This window comes from Pseudomonas sp. Irchel s3b6 (assembly GCF_900187415.1).
Classification (GTDB): domain Bacteria; phylum Pseudomonadota; class Gammaproteobacteria; order Pseudomonadales; family Pseudomonadaceae; genus Aquipseudomonas.
Genome location: NZ_FYDM01000008.1, coordinates 65553 through 85281 on the forward strand (window position 1 = coordinate 65553; position 19729 = coordinate 85281).

Annotated in this window: 17 protein-coding genes; 11 read left to right on the top strand and 6 right to left on the bottom strand. The window is 61.3% G+C overall.

What is annotated here, in order from left to right; translation table 11 throughout:
- Positions 1-171 precede the first annotated feature (171 nt).
- Together CKW07_RS15030 and CKW07_RS15035 are read left to right on the top strand one after the other, a co-directional pair.
- Positions 172-1035: a DMT family transporter gene (locus tag CKW07_RS15030; RefSeq protein WP_095145595.1), complete on the top strand. Its 864-nt coding sequence runs from the start codon at positions 172-174 to the stop codon at positions 1033-1035.
- A 42-nt stretch (positions 1036-1077) separates the two neighbouring features.
- Entirely contained in the window at positions 1078-1311 is a 234-nt protein-coding gene (locus CKW07_RS15035) for a hypothetical protein (RefSeq protein ID WP_256577054.1), read from the top strand.
- Positions 1312-1373: 62 nt separating this feature from the next.
- Here the strand turns inward: CKW07_RS15035 and CKW07_RS15040 are convergent, their stop codons facing one another.
- Complete coding sequence (locus tag CKW07_RS15040; protein ID WP_095145596.1) at positions 1374-2276, bottom strand: DMT family transporter; 903 nt, start codon at positions 2274-2276, stop codon at positions 1374-1376.
- Positions 2277-2406: 130 nt separating this feature from the next.
- Between CKW07_RS15040 and aceK the strand changes: the two genes are divergently transcribed.
- The 7 genes from aceK to CKW07_RS15075 all read left to right on the top strand — a co-directional run bounded on the left by aceK (position 2407) and on the right by CKW07_RS15075 (position 13266).
- Positions 2407-4128, top strand: a complete 1722-nt coding sequence (gene aceK / locus CKW07_RS15045; protein ID WP_095145597.1) for a bifunctional isocitrate dehydrogenase kinase/phosphatase — start codon at positions 2407-2409, stop codon at positions 4126-4128.
- 96 nt (positions 4129-4224) lie between these two features.
- Positions 4225-8136, top strand: a complete 3912-nt coding sequence (hrpA, locus tag CKW07_RS15050; RefSeq protein WP_095145598.1) for an ATP-dependent RNA helicase HrpA — start codon at positions 4225-4227, stop codon at positions 8134-8136.
- A 310-nt stretch (positions 8137-8446) separates the two neighbouring features.
- Entirely contained in the window at positions 8447-9568 is a 1122-nt protein-coding gene (locus CKW07_RS15055; RefSeq protein WP_095145599.1) for a beta-ketoacyl-ACP synthase III, read from the top strand.
- On the top strand, positions 9568-10176 hold the full coding sequence (locus tag CKW07_RS15060; RefSeq protein WP_095145600.1) for an RNA polymerase sigma factor: 609 nt from the start codon (positions 9568-9570) through the stop codon (positions 10174-10176). The genes CKW07_RS15055 and CKW07_RS15060 overlap by 1 nt, the downstream gene beginning before the upstream one ends.
- Positions 10170-10412, top strand: a complete 243-nt coding sequence (locus CKW07_RS15065; protein ID WP_095080234.1) for an anti-sigma factor — start codon at positions 10170-10172, stop codon at positions 10410-10412. Before CKW07_RS15060 ends, CKW07_RS15065 begins: the two co-directional genes overlap by 7 nt.
- Positions 10413-10651: 239 nt before the next feature.
- The gene (locus tag CKW07_RS15070; RefSeq protein ID WP_095145601.1) at positions 10652-11995 is read left to right on the top strand and encodes an OprO/OprP family phosphate-selective porin; all 1344 of its coding nucleotides are present in this window, start codon (positions 10652-10654) and stop codon (positions 11993-11995) included.
- Between the two features lie 146 nt (positions 11996-12141).
- The gene (locus CKW07_RS15075; RefSeq protein WP_095145602.1) at positions 12142-13266 is read left to right on the top strand and encodes a GNAT family N-acetyltransferase; all 1125 of its coding nucleotides are present in this window, start codon (positions 12142-12144) and stop codon (positions 13264-13266) included.
- Between the two features lie 20 nt (positions 13267-13286).
- Here CKW07_RS15075 and aqpZ read toward each other — a convergent pair whose 3' ends face one another.
- From aqpZ to CKW07_RS15100, 5 genes are all read right to left on the bottom strand, one after another.
- A complete protein-coding gene (gene aqpZ / locus CKW07_RS15080; protein WP_095145603.1) occupies positions 13287-13985 on the bottom strand; it encodes an aquaporin Z in 699 nt (232 codons plus the stop codon).
- Between the two features lie 249 nt (positions 13986-14234).
- Entirely contained in the window at positions 14235-16067 is a 1833-nt protein-coding gene (locus CKW07_RS15085; RefSeq protein ID WP_095145604.1) for an ABC transporter ATP-binding protein, read from the bottom strand.
- Between the two features lie 88 nt (positions 16068-16155).
- Complete coding sequence (locus tag CKW07_RS15090; RefSeq protein WP_095145605.1) at positions 16156-16719, bottom strand: peptidylprolyl isomerase; 564 nt, start codon at positions 16717-16719, stop codon at positions 16156-16158.
- A gap of 3 nt (positions 16720-16722) precedes the next feature.
- A complete protein-coding gene (locus tag CKW07_RS15095) occupies positions 16723-17526 on the bottom strand; it encodes an alpha/beta fold hydrolase (RefSeq protein WP_095145606.1) in 804 nt (267 codons plus the stop codon).
- Between the two features lie 14 nt (positions 17527-17540).
- Positions 17541-18464 (bottom strand): LysR family transcriptional regulator, encoded by a 924-nt coding sequence (locus CKW07_RS15100; RefSeq protein ID WP_095080403.1) that lies wholly within the window; start codon positions 18462-18464, stop codon positions 17541-17543.
- A gap of 49 nt (positions 18465-18513) precedes the next feature.
- Here CKW07_RS15100 and CKW07_RS15105 point away from each other — a divergent pair, with 49 nt between their 5' ends.
- The gene (locus CKW07_RS15105) at positions 18514-18831 is read left to right on the top strand and encodes a 3-phosphoglycerate kinase (protein ID WP_095145607.1); all 318 of its coding nucleotides are present in this window, start codon (positions 18514-18516) and stop codon (positions 18829-18831) included.
- A 152-nt stretch (positions 18832-18983) separates the two neighbouring features.
- Entirely contained in the window at positions 18984-19583 is a 600-nt protein-coding gene (locus CKW07_RS15110; RefSeq protein WP_095145608.1) for an FMN-dependent NADH-azoreductase, read from the top strand.
- The last annotated feature ends 146 nt before the right edge of the window (positions 19584-19729 follow it).

Sequence of the window (19729 nt, forward strand, 5' to 3'; positions counted from 1 at the left end):
ATTACCCCCCTCCTGTCAGTCGCACGCCAGTGTGCGCGGTGGTCTCACCGCCAGGTGTCGGCATTTCGGGCTGATCGGCATTTCTGCTGCTCCCTGTGCCTGCCTGAACACAAAAAAAATGAATTTCGGCTTCGGCTGAGTTGGCTTATTGCCTGATGACAGGTGGTTTTCATGTTGCTCATTTCCAAAAAGACCGCACTGGCGGCGGCCTCCACGAGTCTGTTTGTTCTGCTCTGGAGCAGTGGGGCGATTTTCTCCAAGTGGGGACTGGCCCATGCCTCGCCCTTTGCGTTCCTGTTGATCCGTTTTGCCATTGCCCTGTGCGGGCTGGTGCTGTTGGTCCCGTTGTTCAATCTCCAACGGCCCCGTGGCGGCCGGTCGCTGTGCTATGCGGCGGCCACCGGTCTGGTGCTGTTGGGCGCCTATCAGATTTTCTATCTGTTGGCGCTGGACCTCAACGTCACGCCGGGGGTCATGGCGACCATCATGGGGGTGCAGCCGATACTCACGGTGGTGTTGATGGAGCGTCAGCGTTCCTGGAGCCGGATATTCGGCCTGACGCTAGGCCTGGCGGGATTGATCATGGTGGTGTACCAGGGCATCGGTCTGGCCGGGATGTCGCTGGCCGGGATGCTCTATGGCCTGCTGGCGCTGCTGAGCATGACCGTAGGCTCCATCATGCAAAAGCGCATCACTGACAATCCGCTGGGCACGCTGCCGGTGCAGTACCTGGCCGGGCTGTTGTTGTGCGGGGTGTTCGTGCCGTTCCAGCCGTTCCACTTTGAACACAGTGTCGGCTTCATCGTACCGGTGTTGTGGATGGGGCTGGTGGTGTCGCTGTTGGCCACCTTGCTGCTGTATCGCCTGATTGCCCGTGGCAACCTGGTGAACGTCACCAGCCTGTTCTACCTGGTGCCCGCAGTGACCGCGGTGATGGACTACCTGATCTTCGGCAACCGGCTGGCGACGTTGAGTCTGCTGGGGATGGTGCTGATTATCGTAGGGCTGGTGTTTGTGTTCCGCAAGTCAGGCTGATGCGGGCGCGACCTTCGTGATGGACGAAGGTCGCGTTTTTTCATGGCGGGCATTGCGGATCCGGCCAGCCGGAGTTCACGTCATGTCGGCGACAGTGTGCAGAGCGTCGAGCCAGTTCGCTCGGTCAGCGCGCTCGATCATTCCCGTGTGGATGTGAAGCGGGTGGTCGACAGGACCCAGGATGGCCGTTACTACGACCAGCATTACGCCTTGGTGGACGGTGCCGGCAAGCCGGTGACGTCAGGGGCTTACCTGATTACGCTGGCATATCCTTGAGCTGAGGTGCAGGCCGTCCGGGCAGCGCATTGAGCGTATCGATGCGCCGCCATCCCTTGTTGTCAGGCCTGCCTTGAGGCTTTCGCCGCCACGGGTTTGAGCACCAGCCACAGCGCCGCCGCAATCAAAACCCCGCCATATACATGGACCATCGACAACGGCTCATCGAGAAACAATGCCCCCCACAACACCCCGAATGGCGGGATCATGAAGGTCACGGTCATGGATTTGATCGGGCCGATCGAGGTGAGCAAGCGGAAGTACAGGATGTAGGCCAGCGCGGTGCACCCCAGGCCCAGCCCCAGCAGCGACAACCAGACGCTCCAGCCGCCCCAGCTCACGGGTGGCTGACTGATCACGCTGTAGCCGAACAGGGGAAGCAGGAACAGGGTGGCGCCGAGCATGCTGCCCAGTGCCGAGAGCCGACTGTCGAGGCCGCCTTGATGGTCGAGCCAGCGTCGCGCCAGGAACCCGGCGAAGCCGTAGCAGGTGGTCGCCAGCAGGCAGGCGAGGGCGCCCAGTAACAGTTCCATATCAAAGGCCATGGGGCCGGCGCGGGTCAGTACGGCGACACCCAGCAGGCCGAGGGCGACGCCCGCCATCTTCGACAGGCTGAGTCTTTCGCTGAAGAACAGCCCGCCGATCAATACGCCCATCAGCGGGGTGGTGGCATTGAAAATCGCCGAGTAACCCGCAGGCAGCACTTGGGCGGCCACCGAGTACAGGGTCGCCGGAATCCCGGAGTTGATCACCCCGAGCAACAGCACCGTCTTGAACTTGCCGCGAAAGTCCCAGCTGACGCGCATCAGCGCCAGGATCACCAGCAAGCCGGTGGCAGCGATGGACACCCGGAAAAAGGCAGTGGGGATTGTGCCAATCTCTGGGGCAATGATGCGCATGAACAGAAAGCTCGCTCCCCAAATGGCGGCAAGTGACAACAAACGCAGAATATCGACGGGGTTCACGGCTCGTTCCTTCCTTATCGGGGCGCAAGTGTCGCTGCCGCACGGGGCCAAGGCAATGGTTGCGTTGCCTGACAATTGACCTCTAAGCTCAGCCTCCAACGATAAGAACCACCCCCGCAGAGGTCTCCACATGCCGCAGCCATGGCCCGCCGCCGATATCGCCCAGATGATCCTCGACGGTTTCGATGATTATCGCGAGCATTTCCGCCAGATCACCGATGGCGCCCGGGCCCGCTTCGAACAGGCGCAGTGGCAGGAGGCGCAGGTAGCGTCGGCGGCGCGGATCAACCTCTACGAAGAGAAGGTCGGCGAGGTGGTGGGTCGCCTGCATGCGGCCTTTGCCACCGAGACGCTGCTGGATGTCAGCAGTTGGCCACTGGTCAAAAGTGCCTATATCAGCCTGATCGACCTGCGTTTCGACGATGAGTTGTCTGAGACCTGGTACAACTCGACCTTCTGCGGGCTGTTCAGCCACGACCTGATCAGCGACGGCAGCATGTTCATTCACACCACCCGGCCGAGCCTGCGTCGGGCCCGTGCCGCACAAACCCGCACCTACAAGCCCCACGGCCAGTTGACGGGGATGCTGGCGAGTATCTTTGCCGACTACCGCTTCAGCGAGGACTATGCCGACCTTGCGGGTGACCTGCGCCGGCTCGAATCGCAACTGCGCGAGAACCTGCCCGATTGGGTGTGCAAGGATCCTGAGTTGAGCGTCGAGCTGTTTTCTTCGGTGCTCTATCGCAACAAGGGTGCCTACCTGGTGGGACGCATCTTTACCGCGGACGAACAATGGCCGCTGGTGATTCCATTCCTGCACCGCGAAGGGCGGGGCATCCAGATCGATGCGTTGATCACCGATGAAGCCGACGTGTCGATCATTTTCTCGTTCACCCGCTCGTATTTCATGGTCGATGTGCCGGTGCCGGCGGAATTCATCGGCTTCCTCAGGCGCATTCTGCCGGGCAAGCACATCGCCGAGCTGTACACCTCGATTGGCTTCTACAAGCACGGCAAGTCGGAGTTCTACCGGGCGCTGATCAATCACCTGGCCAACACCGATGACCCGTTCATCATGGCGCCCGGTGTACGCGGCATGGTCATGAGCGTGTTTACCCTGCCGGGGTTCAACACCGTGTTCAAGATCATCAAGGACCGGTTCTCTCCGTCGAAAAACGTCGATCGTGCGACGGTCATCGAGAAGTACCGGCTGGTGAAAAGTGTCGACCGCGTCGGGCGCATGGCCGATACCCAGGAGTTCGCCGACTTCCGTTTCCCATTGAGCAAGTTTGACCCGGCGTGCCTGGCCGAATTGCTGGAAGTCGCCGCCTCCACGGTGCAAGTGGAGGGCGATACGGTGTTGATTCGCCACTGCTGGACCGAGCGCCGGATGACCCCGCTAAACCTGTACCTGGAGAACGCCAACCCCGCCCAGGTGCGCGAGGCGTTGGAGGACTACGGGCTGGCGATCAAGCAGCTGGCGGCGGCCAACATCTTTCCCGGCGACATGCTGTTGAAGAACTTCGGTGTCACCCGGCACGGGCGCGTGGTGTTTTATGACTACGACGAGATCTGCTTTCTCACCGAAGCCAACTTCCGCCACATTCCGCAACCGCGTACCCCAGAAGACGAAATGGCCTCCGAGCCCTGGTATTCCATCGGCCCGCTGGACGTGTTCCCGGAGGAGTTCCCGCCGTTCCTGTTTGCCGATGCCGGCCAGCGCCGGCTGTTCAACCAGTTGCACGGAGAGCTGTACAACGCCGACTACTGGAAAAGCCTGCAAGAGGCGATTCGGGCCGGCAAGGTGATCGACGTGTTTCCGTATCGGCGTAAAGGGGGAGAGCAGCTATAAGCTGCAAGCGACAAGCTTCAAGTTAAAAGCGAATCAGCTTGCGGCCGCATCTCTGTTACTCTTGCCGCTTTTGGCTTAAAGCTTGCCGCTGCTTCTATGACTGACGAATCGCCCTCCATCGACAAACTGCTGAAAAACCTCGATCACGCCATGCTCGCCGACCGTCACCGGTTGCGGCGCCAGTTGCTCGAGCTGCGCAAGAAACCCGACGAAGCCAAGCTGGCCCAGTGGGTGGCGCGCATGCAGGCGTCCTGCGACCAGGTGCTGGCGCGACGTGCCAGCCTGCCGGTGATTCGTTACGACGACAGCCTGCCGATTGCCGCCAAGCGCGATGAAATCAAGGCGGCACTGCAACAGCATCAGGTGCTGATCATTGCCGGTGAAACCGGCTCGGGCAAGACCACCCAGTTGCCGAAGATCTGCCTGGAAATCGGGCGCGGCCAGCACGGCCTGATCGGTCATACCCAGCCGCGCCGGATCGCTGCCCGCAGCGTCGCCAGCCGGGTGGCCGAAGAACTGGCCACGCCGCTTGGCGCCCTGGTCGGTTATCAGGTGCGGTTCGAGGACCAGAGCGATGCCAACACCCTGATCAAGCTGATGACCGACGGCATCCTGCTGGCGGAAACCCAGAACGACCGCTACCTCGAACGCTACGACACGATCATCGTCGACGAAGCCCACGAACGCAGCCTGAACATCGACTTTTTGCTCGGTTACCTGAAAACCCTGCTGCCCCGTCGCCCGGACCTGAAAGTCATCATCACCTCGGCGACCATCGATCTGGAGCGCTTCTCCAAGCACTTCGACGATGCACCGATTGTCGAGGTCTCCGGCCGCACCTTCCCGGTAGACACCTGGTACCGGCCGTTGACGCTGGAGCAGGACGAAGAAGGTAACCGGGTCGAGGACGACCTGACGGTGGATCAGGCGATCCTCGCCACCCTTGACGAAATCGCCGCCCATGAGCGCAGCGAGCGCCGCAGCCCGGGGGATGTGCTGGTGTTCCTGCCGGGTGAGCGCGAGATTCGTGACGCCGCCGACATGCTGCGCAAGGCCCAGCTCAAGCACACCGAGATTCTGCCGCTCTATGCACGGTTGTCGCCGGCCGAGCAGCAGCGAATCTTCCAGTCCCATCCGGGCCGTCGCGTGGTCCTGGCGACCAACGTCGCGGAAACTTCGCTGACCGTGCCGGGCATTCGCTACGTGATCGACAGCGGTACGGCGCGCATTAGCCGCTACAGCTACCGCGCCAAGGTTCAACGCTTGCCGATCGAGGCCATTTCCCAGGCCAGTGCCAACCAGCGCAAGGGTCGCTGCGGGCGGGTCGAGCCGGGCATTTGCGTGCGCCTGTACAGCGAAGAGGACTTTATCGGCCGTCCGGAATTTACCGACCCGGAAATCCTGCGCACCAACCTCGCGGCGGTGATTTTGCAGATGCTCCATCTGCGCCTGGGCGAGATCACCGATTTCCCGTTTATCGAACCGCCGGATGGCAAGGCCATCAGCGACGGCTTCAACTTGCTGCAAGAACTCTCGGCGGTGGACCGCAACAGCCAGTTGACCCCGTTGGGCCGTCAGCTGGCGCGCTTGCCGGTGGACCCGCGCATGGGTCGCATGCTGCTGGAAGCCGCGAAACTCGGCAGCTTGCAGGAAGTGCTGATCGTTGCCAGCGCCATGTCGATCCAGGACCCGCGCGAGCGGCCACCGGAGCGGCAACAGGCCGCCGACCAGGCCCACGCACAATGGAAGGATGTGGATTCGGACTTCGCCGGGCTGGTCAATCTGTGGCGCGGTTTTGAAGAGCAGCGCCAGGCCCTGACGGCCAGTCCGTTGCGCAACTGGTGCCGCAAGAATTTCCTGAACTACCTGCGCTTGCGCGAGTGGCGCGACTCCCATCGTCAGTTGAGCCTGATCTGCCGCGACATGCAGCTGTCCCTCAATAAAGAGCCGGCGGATTATCCGAAGCTGCACAAGGCTGTGTTGTCCGGCTTGCTCAGCCAGATCGGCCAGAAGACTGACGAGGGCGATTATCTCGGTGCGCGTCAGCGACGCTTCTGGATTCATCCGTCCTCGGGGCTGGGCAAGAAGCGTCCGCAATGGTTGATGACCGCCGAACTGGTGGAAACCACCAAGCTCTATGCGCGCATGGTGGCCAAGATCGATGCCGACTGGATCGAACCCCTGGCCGGGCACCTGATCAAGAAAAATCACTTCGAACCCCATTGGGAGAAGAAGCGCGGACAAGTGGTGGCTTACGAACAGATCACCTTGTTCGGGCTGATCATCGTCGGTCGCCGGCCGGTGCACTATGGGCCGATCGACCCTGGGGTTTCCCGCGAACTGTTTATCCGCGAAGCCTTGGTACGTGGTGAAATCCAGTCTAGGGCCAAGTGCCTGTCGGCCAATGCGCAACTGCTCGAACAGCTCGATGAGCTGGAAGCCAAGGCCCGGCGCCGTGACATTCTGGCGGACGAAGAAACCTTGTTCGCCTTCTACGAGGCGCGCCTGCCCGCCGAGATTCATCAGACCGCGACCTTCGACAGCTGGTATCGGGTCAACAGCCAGAAAGAGCCGCAGTTGCTGATCATGCGTGAAGAGGACGTGCTGGCCCGCGAAGCCAACGAAATCACCGCCGCGCATTATCCGGACACCCTGCGCCTGGGGGACCTGACGCTGCCGTTGAGTTATCACTTCGAGCCCAACCACCCGCGTGATGGCGTGACCCTGCGGGTGCCGGCACCGTTACTGCCGATGCTGCCGCCGGAGCGCCTGGAGTGGCTGGTGCCGGGGGTGATCGAGGCCAAGTGCATCGCTCTGGTGCGCAACCTGCCCAAGGCCTTGCGCAAGAACTTCGTGCCGGTGCCGGACTTCGTCAAGGCCGCGTTGCAACGCATCACCTTCGCTGAGGCTTCGCTGCCGCAAGCGCTGGGTCGCGAGCTGTTGCGCATGACCGGTGCGCGGGTCAGCGATGAAGCCTGGGCCGAAGCGGCGCAGCAGGTGGAAAGCCATTTGCGGATGAACCTGGAAATCGTCGATGGCCAGGGCAAGTTCCTCGGCGAGGGCCGCGACCTGGCCGAGCTGACGGCGCGTTTCGCCGAGGCCAGCCAGGCGGCGTTGGCCGTGCCGCAAACCGCGAAAAGCCAGCAGCCGGTGGAGGCGAAAGTCTTTGCCGCCGTGGCCGAGAAAACCCAACAGAAGATCGCCGGGCTGTCGATGACGGTCTATCCGGCGCTGGTGGAGGAGGCGGGCACGGTCAAGGAAGGGCGTTTCTCCACCCCGGCCGAAGCCGAATTCCAGCACCGTCGCGCCTTGCAACGCCTGCTCATGCAGCAACTGGCCGAGCCGGCGAAGTTCCTGCGCGGCAAACTGCCGGGGCTCACTGAACTGGGCTTGATGTACCGCGAACTGGGGCGCATCGACAGTCTGGTGGAAGATATCCTGCTGGCGAGCCTGGACAGTTGCATTCTTGACGGCGAAGCCAGTCTGCCCCGGGACGGCGCCGGCCTGGCCTCGCTGGCCGAACGCAAACGTGGCGCCTGGACCGAACACGCCGAGCGCCTGGCCCGATTGACGCTGGAGATTCTCAAGCACTGGCACGCGCTGCAGAAGCGCTTCAAGGGCAAGATCGACCTGGCCCAGGCCGTGGCCTTGAACGATATCAAGCAGCAGTTGAGTCATCTGGTGTACCCGGGCTTTGTCCGTGAAACCCCGATGCAGTGGCTCAAGGAATTGCCGCGCTACCTCAAGGCAGTCGAGCAGCGCTTCGAGAAACTCGGCGCGCAGGTGCAAAAGGATCGGGTCTGGAGTGGCGAACTGAGCGGGCTCTGGGCGCAATACCAGGCTCGCGCCAGCAAACACGCTCAGGAAGGCAAGCGTGATCCTGCGCTCGAGTTGTACCGTTGGTGGCTGGAGGAGTACCGCGTTTCGCTGTTTGCCCAGCAGTTGGGGACCAAGGTGCCAATCTCCGACAAGCGTTTGAGCAAGCAATGGAGTCAGGTCGAACCTTGATCCTGTGGGAGCGGGCTTGCTCGCGAAGGCGGTATGTCAATCCATGACGGCCTCTTCGTCGGATCGCCGCCCGGAGCAAGCCCGCTCCCACATTCGATCGGCGTTTCATCCTGCAAATAGGGGCCAAACGCCAATGTTTATGGCAAACTTCGCGCCTATAAACGCCGGCCCCGCGGTTTTGAGCCTTCGACGGCAAGGGTGGATCGGAATAAAGCGACGCCAGGTTGATTCCCGCTGACGGGATAAGACCCTTTATGTGTTGGTACGTCGGTGCCAACGCTTTCTGCCTGACCAGATTAGAGAAACGACCATGCATAACGTCGTCATCAGCGGCACCGGCCTGTACACCCCGGCCAACAGCATCTCCAACGAAGAGCTGGTGCAGTCTTTCAATACCTATGTCGCCCGGTTCAATGCCGACAACGCCGATGCCATCGCGCGCGGCGAGGTCGAGGCGCTGACCGAGTCCAGCGTGGCCTTTATCGAAAAGGCTTCCGGGATCAAGAGCCGCTTTGTCATGGACAAGGAAGGCATCCTTGACCCGGCACGCATGGCTCCCCGCCTGCCTGAGCGCTCCAACGACGAATGGTCGGTGCTGTGCCAGATGGCCATTGGCGCCGCCGAACAGGCCCTGCAACGCGCCGGTAAAACCGCGGCGGACATCGACGGTGTGATCGTTGCGTGCTCCAACCTGCAACGCGCCTACCCGGCCATTGCCATCGAAGTCCAGGAAGCCCTGGGTATCGAAGGCTTCGGGTTCGACATGAACGTAGCCTGCTCCTCGGCCACCTTCGGTATTCAGGCTGCCGCCAACAGCGTACAGCTGGGCCAGGCGCGGGCGATCCTGATGGTCAACCCGGAAGTCTGTACCGGTCACCTGAACTTCCGCGATCGCGATAGCCATTTCATCTTCGGTGATGCCGCCACGGCCGTGATCATCGAACGCGCCGATCTGGCCACCTCTGCGCACCAGTTCGACGTGGTCAGCACCAAGCTGCTGACCAAGTTCTCCAACAACATCCGCAACAACTTCGGCTTCCTCAACCGCGCCGCGGAAGAGGGCATCGGTGCCCGTGACAAACTGTTTGTGCAGGAAGGCCGCAAGGTGTTCCGTGACGTCTGCCCGATGGTCGCCGAGCTGATCGCCACCCACCTGGAAGAGAACACCCTGAACATCAGCGACGTGAAGCGTTTCTGGCTGCATCAGGCCAACCTCAGCATGAACCACCTGATCGTCCGGAAGTTGCTGGGCCGTGAAGCCACCGAAGAAGAAGCACCGGTGATTCTCGACACCTACGCCAACACCAGTTCGGCCGGTTCCGTGATTGCCTTCCACAAGCATCAGGACGACTTGCCCGCAGGTTCCCTGGCGGTGCTTAGCTCCTTTGGCGCCGGTTACTCCATCGGCAGCGTGATTCTGCGCAAACGTTGATGACTGACGACAACCAACTGCTCGAGCGCCTGCTGGCGGGCGAGCAGAGGGCTTACAAGGAACTGGTCGGCACCTATCAAAGTGCGATGCGGGCGGTGGCGTATGCCATCGTCGGCGCGCGCCATGCCGATGAAGTGGTGCAGGACGCCTGGCTGTCGGTGGTGCGTAACCTGGCGGGATTTCAAGGCCGTTCGAGTCTCAAGACCTGGTTGTTGACCATCACCGCGAACGCCGCGAAAAGCCGCTACAAGCAAAACCGTCGGGAAGTGTTGCTGGACGACTTGCCGTCGCCCCATGGCACCCTCGGGGACGACCGGTTTTCAGCCGCCGACGGTCACTGGCTGGTGGCGCCTTTTGCCTGGCACCAGGACACGCCCGAGGCCTTGCTCACCGAAGACGAACTGCGCGAGTGCATGGAGAAGACCTTGCTCAGCCTGCCTGAATTGCAGAGCAGCGTTCTGCTGTTGCGCGACCGGCAAGGGCTTGAGCTGGAGGAAATCTGTAATCTTCTGGAGATCTCGCTCTCCAATGTCCGGGTGCTGTTGCACAGGGCACGCCTGAAGGTCTTCGCGACCGTTGAGCATTTTGAGGAAACCGGCCAATGCTGACGTGTAAGGAACAGGTGGCACGCTCCAGCGATTATCTCGATGGCCAATTGAGCTTTCGAGAGCGCTTGATGGTGCGCCATCACCTGATGTTTTGCCCCAATTGCCGACGCTTCGTGCGGCAAATGCGCTTGATGCAGGCGACCTTGCGCGCCATGCCTGAAGAACCGGTACCGGGTGTCGACGACCTGGCCGGACGACTGGCGGCCGAACGCCAGAAGCACAATACACAGCCCTAGGTTCCTCTGAAAGCTGTTGCTTCCTCCCCTGTGCCCCCCCCTCTATCTCGCGGCTTTCAGCCCGCTTTTCAACGCGTAGCAGATTTATTTCGATTCGAAGTAAAAAAGTTCCGTTGTCATCAAATCTTTATCTAATGGCAACTTGCCTGCAATCACCCGCCGCCAAGATCCCCTCCCAACACCAGCGGGCCTGAACCGCGTGTAACCAAGCTTTGACCACCAATTAGGGGAACTTTTCGATGATCCGTAAGCACTTCGCCGGTTTTGCTGCCAGCGTACTGGCCATGGCAGTGACCGCCCAGGCTTTCGCTGGCACCGTGACCACTGACGGCGCCGATATCGTAGTCAAGACCAAGGGCGGCCTTGAGGTCGCAACCACCGACAAAGAATTCAGCTTCAAACTGGGCGGCCGCTTGCAGGCTGACTACAGCCAGTTCGACGGGATCTACACCAAGAACGGTGATACCGCGGATGCGGCCTACTTCCGTCGCGCATTCCTGGAACTGTCCGGCGTGCTGTATACCGATTGGGCTTACACCATCAACTACGACTTCTCCCACAACACCGGTGACTCCGAGAACGGTTACTTCGACGAGGGGTCGCTGGCCTACAACGGCTTCAAGCCGGTCTCGATCAAGGTCGGTCGTTTCGACCCGGACTTCGGCCTGGAAAAAGCCACCAGTTCCAAATGGGTCACCGCACCAGAGCGCAACATGGCCTACGACATGGTCGACTGGGCAAACACCCACCAGAACGGTATGGGCCTGCAAACCTCCGGCGTATTCGCTGATTCGTTCTATGCCTCCGCCGGTGTGTTCAGCAAGGACACCGACGACACCGATGGCAACAGCGTCAAGCAGGTCAACGGTCGCTTTGTCTTCGCGCCCATGCATGAAGGCGGCAATGTGCTGCACTTCGGTGTGAACGTCGCCTCCCGAGATGTCTCCGACACGGCCTTCGATTCCCGTTATCGCACCCGAATGGGCATGCGGGGTGTTGAAACCCAAGGCGGTAACGATGCCGGTTCCAACGGCAACCGTCCGGTGCTGGGCGGCAGTTCCTCGTCGCCGGCCGGCTCCTACTCCCGTGACGATGCATTCGGCCTGGAAGCGGCATTCGCCATGGGCCCGGCCTCGATCCAGGGTGAGTACATCACCCGTAAGACCAAGGCCGACGACAACGCTTATGAAGACATCAAGGGTGATGGCTTCTACGTTCAGGGCGCCTACACCCTGACAGGCGAATCCCGCGGCTACAAAATCGGTAAATTCGATGCGATCAAGCCAGACAACAAGTCCATCGGTGCCTGGGAACTGTACTACCGTTACGACAGCATGATCGTCGATGACGACAACGTCACCACCGCCACCCTGACCCGTGACGTTGGCGATGCCGAAGCCCGGGTTCATACCGTCGGCGTCAACTGGTACGCCAACGAAGCGGTGAAAATCTCCGCGGCCTACCTCATGGCCGACACTGACAATGTGACCAACGCCACGGCGGCCAGCGGGACTACCCCGGCAGAGCGTACGGGCGATGACAGCGGCGATGGCTTCGTGCTTCGTGCTCAATACGTGTTCTAAAACGCGGTAACGGCAGCACGAGCTCTTTCTTCATCCGTTAAAGCTCCTTTCGTTTCACCCCGCCTCGGCGGGGTTTTTTTATGACGGCCAATGCCACGGATGGGCGATACTCGGAGGGTCTTGAGGCTGCACCTGCGGGGAACAGAATGCCGTTACACGTTTTGGACAGTTTGTCCGCCATTGCGCCTCAGGAATGGGATGCCCTGGTGCCGGACACCCAGCCGTTCCTGCGCCATGCATTTCTGGGGGCGCTGGAAGACAGTGGCAGTCTCGGCCCCCATTCCGGCTGGCAACCGGAGCACTTGCTGCACATCGAAGACGGCCATCTGCTGGCGGCGTTGCCCAGTTACCGTAAATGGCACTCTTATGGCGAATACGTGTTCGACCATGGCTGGGCCGATGCCTGTGAAAAGGCCGGGATCGCGTACTACCCCAAGCTGTTGACGGCCGTGCCGTTCAGCCCGGTCAGCGGGCCGCGCTTGTTGGCCGCCAAGGTGCAGGATGGCTTCGAACTGCTCAAGAGCCTGCCCGGGTACCTGGAGATCGAGGAACTTTCCAGCGCCCATATCAACTTCACCGATGCCTTTACCGATGCTGCCCTGGCCGAGCAGCCGGGTTGGCTGCAACGTGTCGGCTGCCAATACCACTGGCAGAATCGCGGGTATCGGGACTTCCAGGATTTCCTCGATGCGCTGAGTTCACGCAAGCGCAAGCAAATGCGCAAGGAGCGCGAGCAAGTGGCGGGGCAGGGCATTGAGTTTGAATGGCTAGAAGGGCACCAACTCGACCAGGCACAGTGGGATTTCGTCTATGCCTGCTACGCCAACACCTATGCGGTGCGTCGGCAGTCACCTTACCTGACCCGGGAATTCTTCAGCCTGCTGGCCGAGCGCATGCCCGAAGCGATACGGGTGGTGTTGGCCAAACAAGGGGCGCGGCCCGTGGCCATGGCCTTCAGCCTGGTGGGGGGCGACAGTTTTTATGGGCGCTACTGGGGCTGCCTGGCGGAGTTCGACCGCCTGCACTTCGAGACCTGTTTCTATCAAGGCATGGACTACGCCATCGCCAACGGTTTCCAGCGATTTGATGCCGGCGCCCAGGGTGAGCATAAGTTGATTCGTGGGTTTGAACCGGTGATCACCCATTCCTGGCACTACCTGCGTCACGCGGGATTGAAGGCGGCGGTCCAGGATTTTCTCGAGCGCGAGCGCATCGGGGTGATGGGGTATGCGCAAGAAGCGAGGACAGCCTTGCCATATCGACAGGGCTGACCCTCGCGCCTAGGCGTCGCTTAACTGTCTTCCTTGCCCAGCCAGCGGTACATTACGCCGCCAATCACCGCGCCCAGCAGCGGCGCCAGCCAGAACAGCCAAAGCTGTTGAATCGCCCAGCCGCCGACAATCAGCGCAGGGCCGGTACTGCGCGCGGGGTTGACCGAGGTGTTGGTGACCGGAATCGAGATCAGGTGAATCAGGGTCAGCCCCAGGCCGATGGCGATCGGAGCCATTCCGGCCGGGGCGCGTTTGTCGGTGGCGCCAAGGATGATCAGGATGAACATCGCCGTCATCACCAGCTCACTGACAAAGCCAGCGGTCATCGAGTAGCTGCCTGGTGAGTGTTCACCGTAGCCGTTGGAGGCCAGGCCGCTGGCCAGTTCGAAGCCCGGCTTGCCGCTGGCGATGAAGTACAGCAGGGCGGCGGCAATGATCGCGCCGATCACCTGGGCGATGATATAGGCCGGCAGTTCCTTGGCCGGGAATCGCCCGCCGACCACCAGCCCCAGCGACACCGCCGGGTTGAGGTGGCAGCCCGAGATATGGCCGATGGCAAACGCCATGGTCAGCACCGTCAGGCCAAATGCCAGGGAAACCCCCAGCAGGCCAATCCCGACCTCGGGAAAGGCTGCCGCCAACACCGCACTGCCACAACCACCCAACACCAGCCAGAACGTACCTACCAACTCTGTAGCCGAACGTTTTAACAGAGACATAAGAGAGAGCCCTTTGGAGTTATCGCGACCGTTTGCCTCCAGCAGATGGACGACAGCACCATCTCCCGAACCTGCCCTGAGTACAGCAGGATTCTTCTGGAATTCCAGTGATCATAAAAACGCCGGTGCCCGTGCTTGAGGGGTTGTGACGGTTATCGCAGATCGGGTGTGGGAAGGCGCGGGGATAGCGGATACATGCCCTGTGGCGAGCAAGCTCGCTCGCCACAGGGGGGAGCGTATGGGCTCGACTCAATCGATGCCGACAAACCCTCCGGTCTGGTGTTGCCACAGCCGGGCATACAACCCGCCATGGGCCAACAGTTCGGCGTGGGTGCCGCTTTCGGCGATCCGGCCGTTTTCCAGCACCACCAGGCGATCCATCCGGGCGATGGTGGAAAGCCGGTGCGCGATGGCGATCACGGTCTTGCCCTGCATCAGGGTTTCGAGGCTTTCCTGGATCGCTGCCTCTACCTCCGAGTCCAGTGCCGAGGTGGCTTCATCCATGATCAGGATCGGCGCGTCCTTGAGCAGCACCCGGGCGATGGCGATGCGTTGCCGTTGACCGCCGGAGAGTTTGACCCCGCGCTCACCGACGTGGGCGTCGAAGCCCGTGCGGCCTTCAGCGTCCGACAGCAACGGGATGAACTCGTCGGCACGGGCTTTGTGCGCGGCCTCCCAGAGTTCGGCGTCGGTGGCATCGGGTTTGCCGTACAGCAGGTTGTCACGGATCGAGCGGTGCAGCAGCGAAGTGTCCTGGGTGATCATGCCGATTCGTTCGCGCAAGCTTTCCTGAGCCACATGGGCAATGTTCTGGCCATCGATCAGGATCTGCCCGTCCTGCAGGTCGTACAGGCGCAGCAGCAGGTTGACCAGGGTCGATTTGCCGGCGCCGGAAGGACCGATCAAGCCGATTTTCTCGCCGGGCCGAATGGTCAGGTTCAGGTCGCCGATGATTCCGCTTTTCTTGCCATAGTGAAACGCCACGTGTTCGAAACGCACTTCGCCACGGTCCACTTGCAGGCGGGGAGCCGGTTCACGATCGGTGACGCTGATCGGTTGCGCGATGGTTTGCAGGCCGTCCTGGACCATCCCGATGTTCTCGAAGATGCCGTTGACCACCCACATGATCCAGCCAGACATGTTGACGATGCGGATCACCAGGCCGGTGGCCAGGGCAATGGCGCCGACCGAGATCAGCGACTGGGTCCACAACCACAACGCCAGGCCCGTGGTGCCGACAATCAGCAGGCCGTTCATGCTGGTGATGACCACGTCCATGCTGGTGACGACGCGCCCGGCCAGCTGGGATTTTTCAGTCTGTTCGGCAATGGCTTCACGGGCGTACTGCTGTTCGAAGTTGGTGTGGGCAAACAGCTTGAGCGTGGTGATGTTGGTGTAGCCGTCGACAATCCGGCCCATCAGTTTGGAGCGGGCGTCGGAGGACACCACCGAGCGTTCCTTGACCCGAGGCACGAAGTAGTAGAGCGCGCCGAGGTAGGCGGCGATCCAGGTCAGCAACGGAATCATCAGGCGCCAGTCGGCCTCGGCGAACAGCACCAGTGAGCTGATCGCGTAGATCAGCACATGCCACAATGCATCCACCGCTTGCACCGCGGAGTCGCGCAGGGAGTTGCCGGTTTGCATGATCCGTTGGGCGATGCGCCCGGCGAAGTCGTTCTGGAAGAAATTCAGGCTCTGCTTGAGCACGTAGCTGTGGTTCTGCCAGCGAATCAGGCTGGTCATGCCGGGGCTCAGGGTCTGGTGCACCAGCAGGTCGTGCAGACCGACGAACACCGGGCGCAGGACCAGCGCGACCACTGCCATCCAGGCCAGTTCAACACCGTGGACCTTGAAGAAGTCGGCATTCGGTGTGCCCTGGGCCAGGTCGATGATCCGGCTCAGGTAACTGAACAGCGCCACTTCGATCAGCGCACCGAACAGGCCGATGATCAACAGCGCGGCGAAGCTCGGCCAGACCTGGCGCAGGTAATAGGTATAGAAGGGCAGGACTCGATCGGGCGGGGCCGCCGTCGGGGCGTCACGGAATATGTCGATCAGTTTTTCGAAGCGGCGATAAAGCATCAGTCAAACGCCCGCGTGCGGGCTCTCCTTTTTTCGATGCGAGCGGCACGCCGTTCCTTGCGCGGCCGCTCGGGACGCCCTGTACAGCTTAGTCGATGCGCTTGGCCGACTTGATCAGCACCGGGTCGATAGGCACGTTCTGCATGCCTTGTTTAGTGGTGGTCTGCGAGTTGACGATGATGTCGACCACGTCCATCCCCTTGACCACTTTGGCGAACACTGCATAACCGGCATCGCGTCCCGGGTTCAGGAAGTCATTGTCGGCGACGTTGATGAAGAACTGGCTGGTGGCCGAATCCGGGTTCGAGGTGCGGGCCATCGACAGCGTGCCGCGTACGTTATGCAGGCCATTGCTGGCTTCGTTCTTGATCGGCGCCTTGGTGTCTTTCTGCGCCATTTGCGGGGTGAAGCCACCCCCCTGGACCATGAAGCCCGGAATCACGCGGTGGAAAATGGTGTTGGTGTAGAAGCCGCTGTCGACGTAGGCCAGAAAGTTCTTGGTGCTGACCGGCGCCTTGACCGGGTCCAGTTCGATTTCGATCGAGCCGTTGGTGGTCTCGAGCAATACGTGGGGTGCCTTGGCTGCTTCGGCAGCCATCAGGTTGGCGGCGAACAGGACTGCGCCTGTGGCGAGGGCGATTTTTTTCAGCATGGGTCAGTGATCCTGGGTAGTAGTGTCGACTGTGGTTAGAAATTCAAGCAGGGTCTGGTTGAAGCGCTGCGGCTGGTCCAGTGGCGTGGCATGGCGTGAATCCTCGATCACCACCAGTCGCGCATCGGGCAACAGTTTTACATAGGCTGCTTTCAGCGCCACCGGTGTGTAGTCATGGTCGGCGCTGATGACCAGGGTTGGACAGGTGACTTTCGCCAGTCGTTCCTGAACCCCCCAGCCAACAATGGCATTGAAGCTGGCGAGATAAGCACGTTTGTCGTTTTTTGCCCAGCGCTCGGCCATCTTTTGCCGCAGGTCGGCCTGTTCGGGTTTGGGGAACAGTTTGGCGCCCAGGGCCTTGCCGATGCTGCCAAGGCTCAGCAGGTGCATCAGGCCCCAGCGCTTGAACCATTGCCAGTAATCGTCTGCGGTGCGGACCTTGACTTGCGGCGCGCTGTTGACGATGGACAGGCTTTTGAGCAACCCCGGCTGGTCCACCGCCAGTTGAAAACCGATCATGCCGCCCATGGACAGCCCCACCAGGTGAGCCGGGCCCAGGTTCAGGTGTTCGATCAGCGCGACCAGGTCGGCGCTGAAGCCGGCAATGCTGTAGCGCTCCCGGGGTTTGTCGGAGCGGCCATGGCCGCGCACATCGGGGATGATCAGGCGGTAGCGGGCCGAGAGCTCGGGGATCTGCTTCTCCCAGTCCAGCGTGCTCGAACCCAGCCCGTGAACCAGCAGCAACGGCGTGCCGTGGCCATATTCCTCGTAGTGCAGCGTGCAACCTTCGTGTTCGAAATAGGCCATGGTGCAACTCCTTGTCAGGCTTGTTCCGGGGCGGCGAAAGGGGCATCCAGCGGCGCGGTATCGAAGGTGCGCAGCAGCTCGATGAGAATCTGCGTGGCCGGACCCAGGGGTTTGTCCTTGTTCGAGTACAGGTAAAAGCTGGGGTTACGGCTGCCACCCTGGTCCAACGGTAGCAGCTTGAGCAGGCCCTCCTTGAGTTCCCGTTCGATCATGTGCCGTGGCAGCCAGGCAAAGCCCAGGCCGCTGCCGACGAAGGTCGCCGCGGTGGCCAGGCTGCCGACAGTCCAGCGCTGCTCGGCGCCGAGCCAGCCGACGTCGCGCGGCTGTTGCCGACCGGAGTCACGGATCACCACTTGCAACTGGCTTTCGAGGTCCTGGAAATTCAGCTCGCGGTTCAGGCGATGCAAGGAGTGCTCGGGATGGGCGACGGCGACGAACTCGACATGGCTCAGTTCCGCCCCCAGATAACCGGGAATGCTGAAACCGCTGATGGCCAGGTCGGCCACGCCTTCGAGCAGGACTTCCTCGACCCCGGACAACACTTCTTCGCGCAAGCGAACCCGGCAACCACGGCTTTGCGGCATGAAGGCAGTCAGGGCACGCACGAGGCGGGCGCTCGGGTAGGCGGCGTCGACCACCAGGCGCACTTCGGCTTCCCAACCTTGCTCCATGTGGTGGGCCAGGTCTTCCAGTTGACTGGCCTGTTTGACCAGCTGTCGCGAGCGCCGCAGCAGCACGCCACCGGCTTCGGTCAACACGGCCTTGCGCCCGTCGATGCGCAGCAGCGGCACGCCGAGCTGGTCCTGCATACGCGCCACGGTGTAGCTGACGGACGATTGCGAGCGGTGCAGCGCTTCGGCGGCCTGGGCAAATCCGCCGTGGTCGACCACGGCTTGCAGCGTGCGCCATTGATCCAGGGTCACGCGGGGCGCTTTCATCATGGGCTCCTCTTGTCCTAAGCTGGCAGCTTCCTTTGGAGGCTGTCGAATGAAAAAAGTCTGTTGTGCGGTGCTGGCGATGTTGCCGTTGAGTGCGTTTGCCTATCCCATCGATGTACAAAAAGAACTCAATGGCCTGGGGGTCGACTACACCACCTACGCGACCGACTACGATATGGGTTCCATCACGCTGAACAACTACGGCAAGACCGACGCCGATTGCACGGTGGTGTTCGCCAACGGCCCGGAATCGCCTCGCACGCGGCGTGTCAGCCTGGTCGCGGGGAAAAGCACCGATGTCACGGCCAAATTCAGCCGCAAGATCATCAAATTGCGCATCGGCCTGACCTGCATCGAGAAGCAATAAGCACTCAAGCGAAGCAGATGCCCATGGCATGCTTCGCTTATAAACGAATTTATTGATGGGTTGTAGCAGTTATTTGCGCTTTTTCATCGATATGACTCTGTTTAATCTCCACTCCATCGACTTACAGCATTCACCGATGGAGGCTACATCCCATGTCCCGCGTTCTGATCATCGAAAGCAGCGCCCGCCAGCAAGACTCGGTTTCCCGTCAACTGACGCAAACCTTCATCAATCAGTGGAAAGCCGCGCACCCGGCCGACCAGATCACCGTCCGTGACCTGGCGACCCACCCGGTCCCCCATCTGGACGTGAGCCTGCTGGGTGGCTGGATGAAGCCTGCCGAGCAGCGCAACCCAATCGAACAGGCCGCGCTTGAGCGCTCCAACCTGCTGACCGACGAATTGCTGGCCGCCGACGTACTGGTGATGGCCGCGCCGATGTACAACTTCGCGATCCCCAGCACCCTCAAGGCCTGGCTCGATCATGTGCTGCGTGCCGGGGTGACCTTCAAGTACACCGAGACCGGTCCCCAGGGCCTGCTCAGCGGCAAGCGTGCCTACGTGTTGACCGCTCGCGGCGGCATCTACGCGGGCAGCACCGCCGATCACCAGGAACCGTACCTGCGTCAGGTCATGGGCTTCATCGGTATTCATGACGTCAGCTTCATTCATGCCGAAGGGATGAACCTGGGCGGTGACTTCCAGGAAAAAGGACTGAACCAGGCCAACGCCAAACTGGCCCAGGTCGCCTGATAGGTTAATCGCCCGTTAATCGCTGGATGGTCTAGTGATCTGGCGCAACCCTTCAAGGCTCCACGCGCATCGAACCTCCCTTTGCACTTATTGCTCCTGAGTGCCCTGGCCCGATTGAACGCTTTAGCGAGATCGGGCTTTTTTTT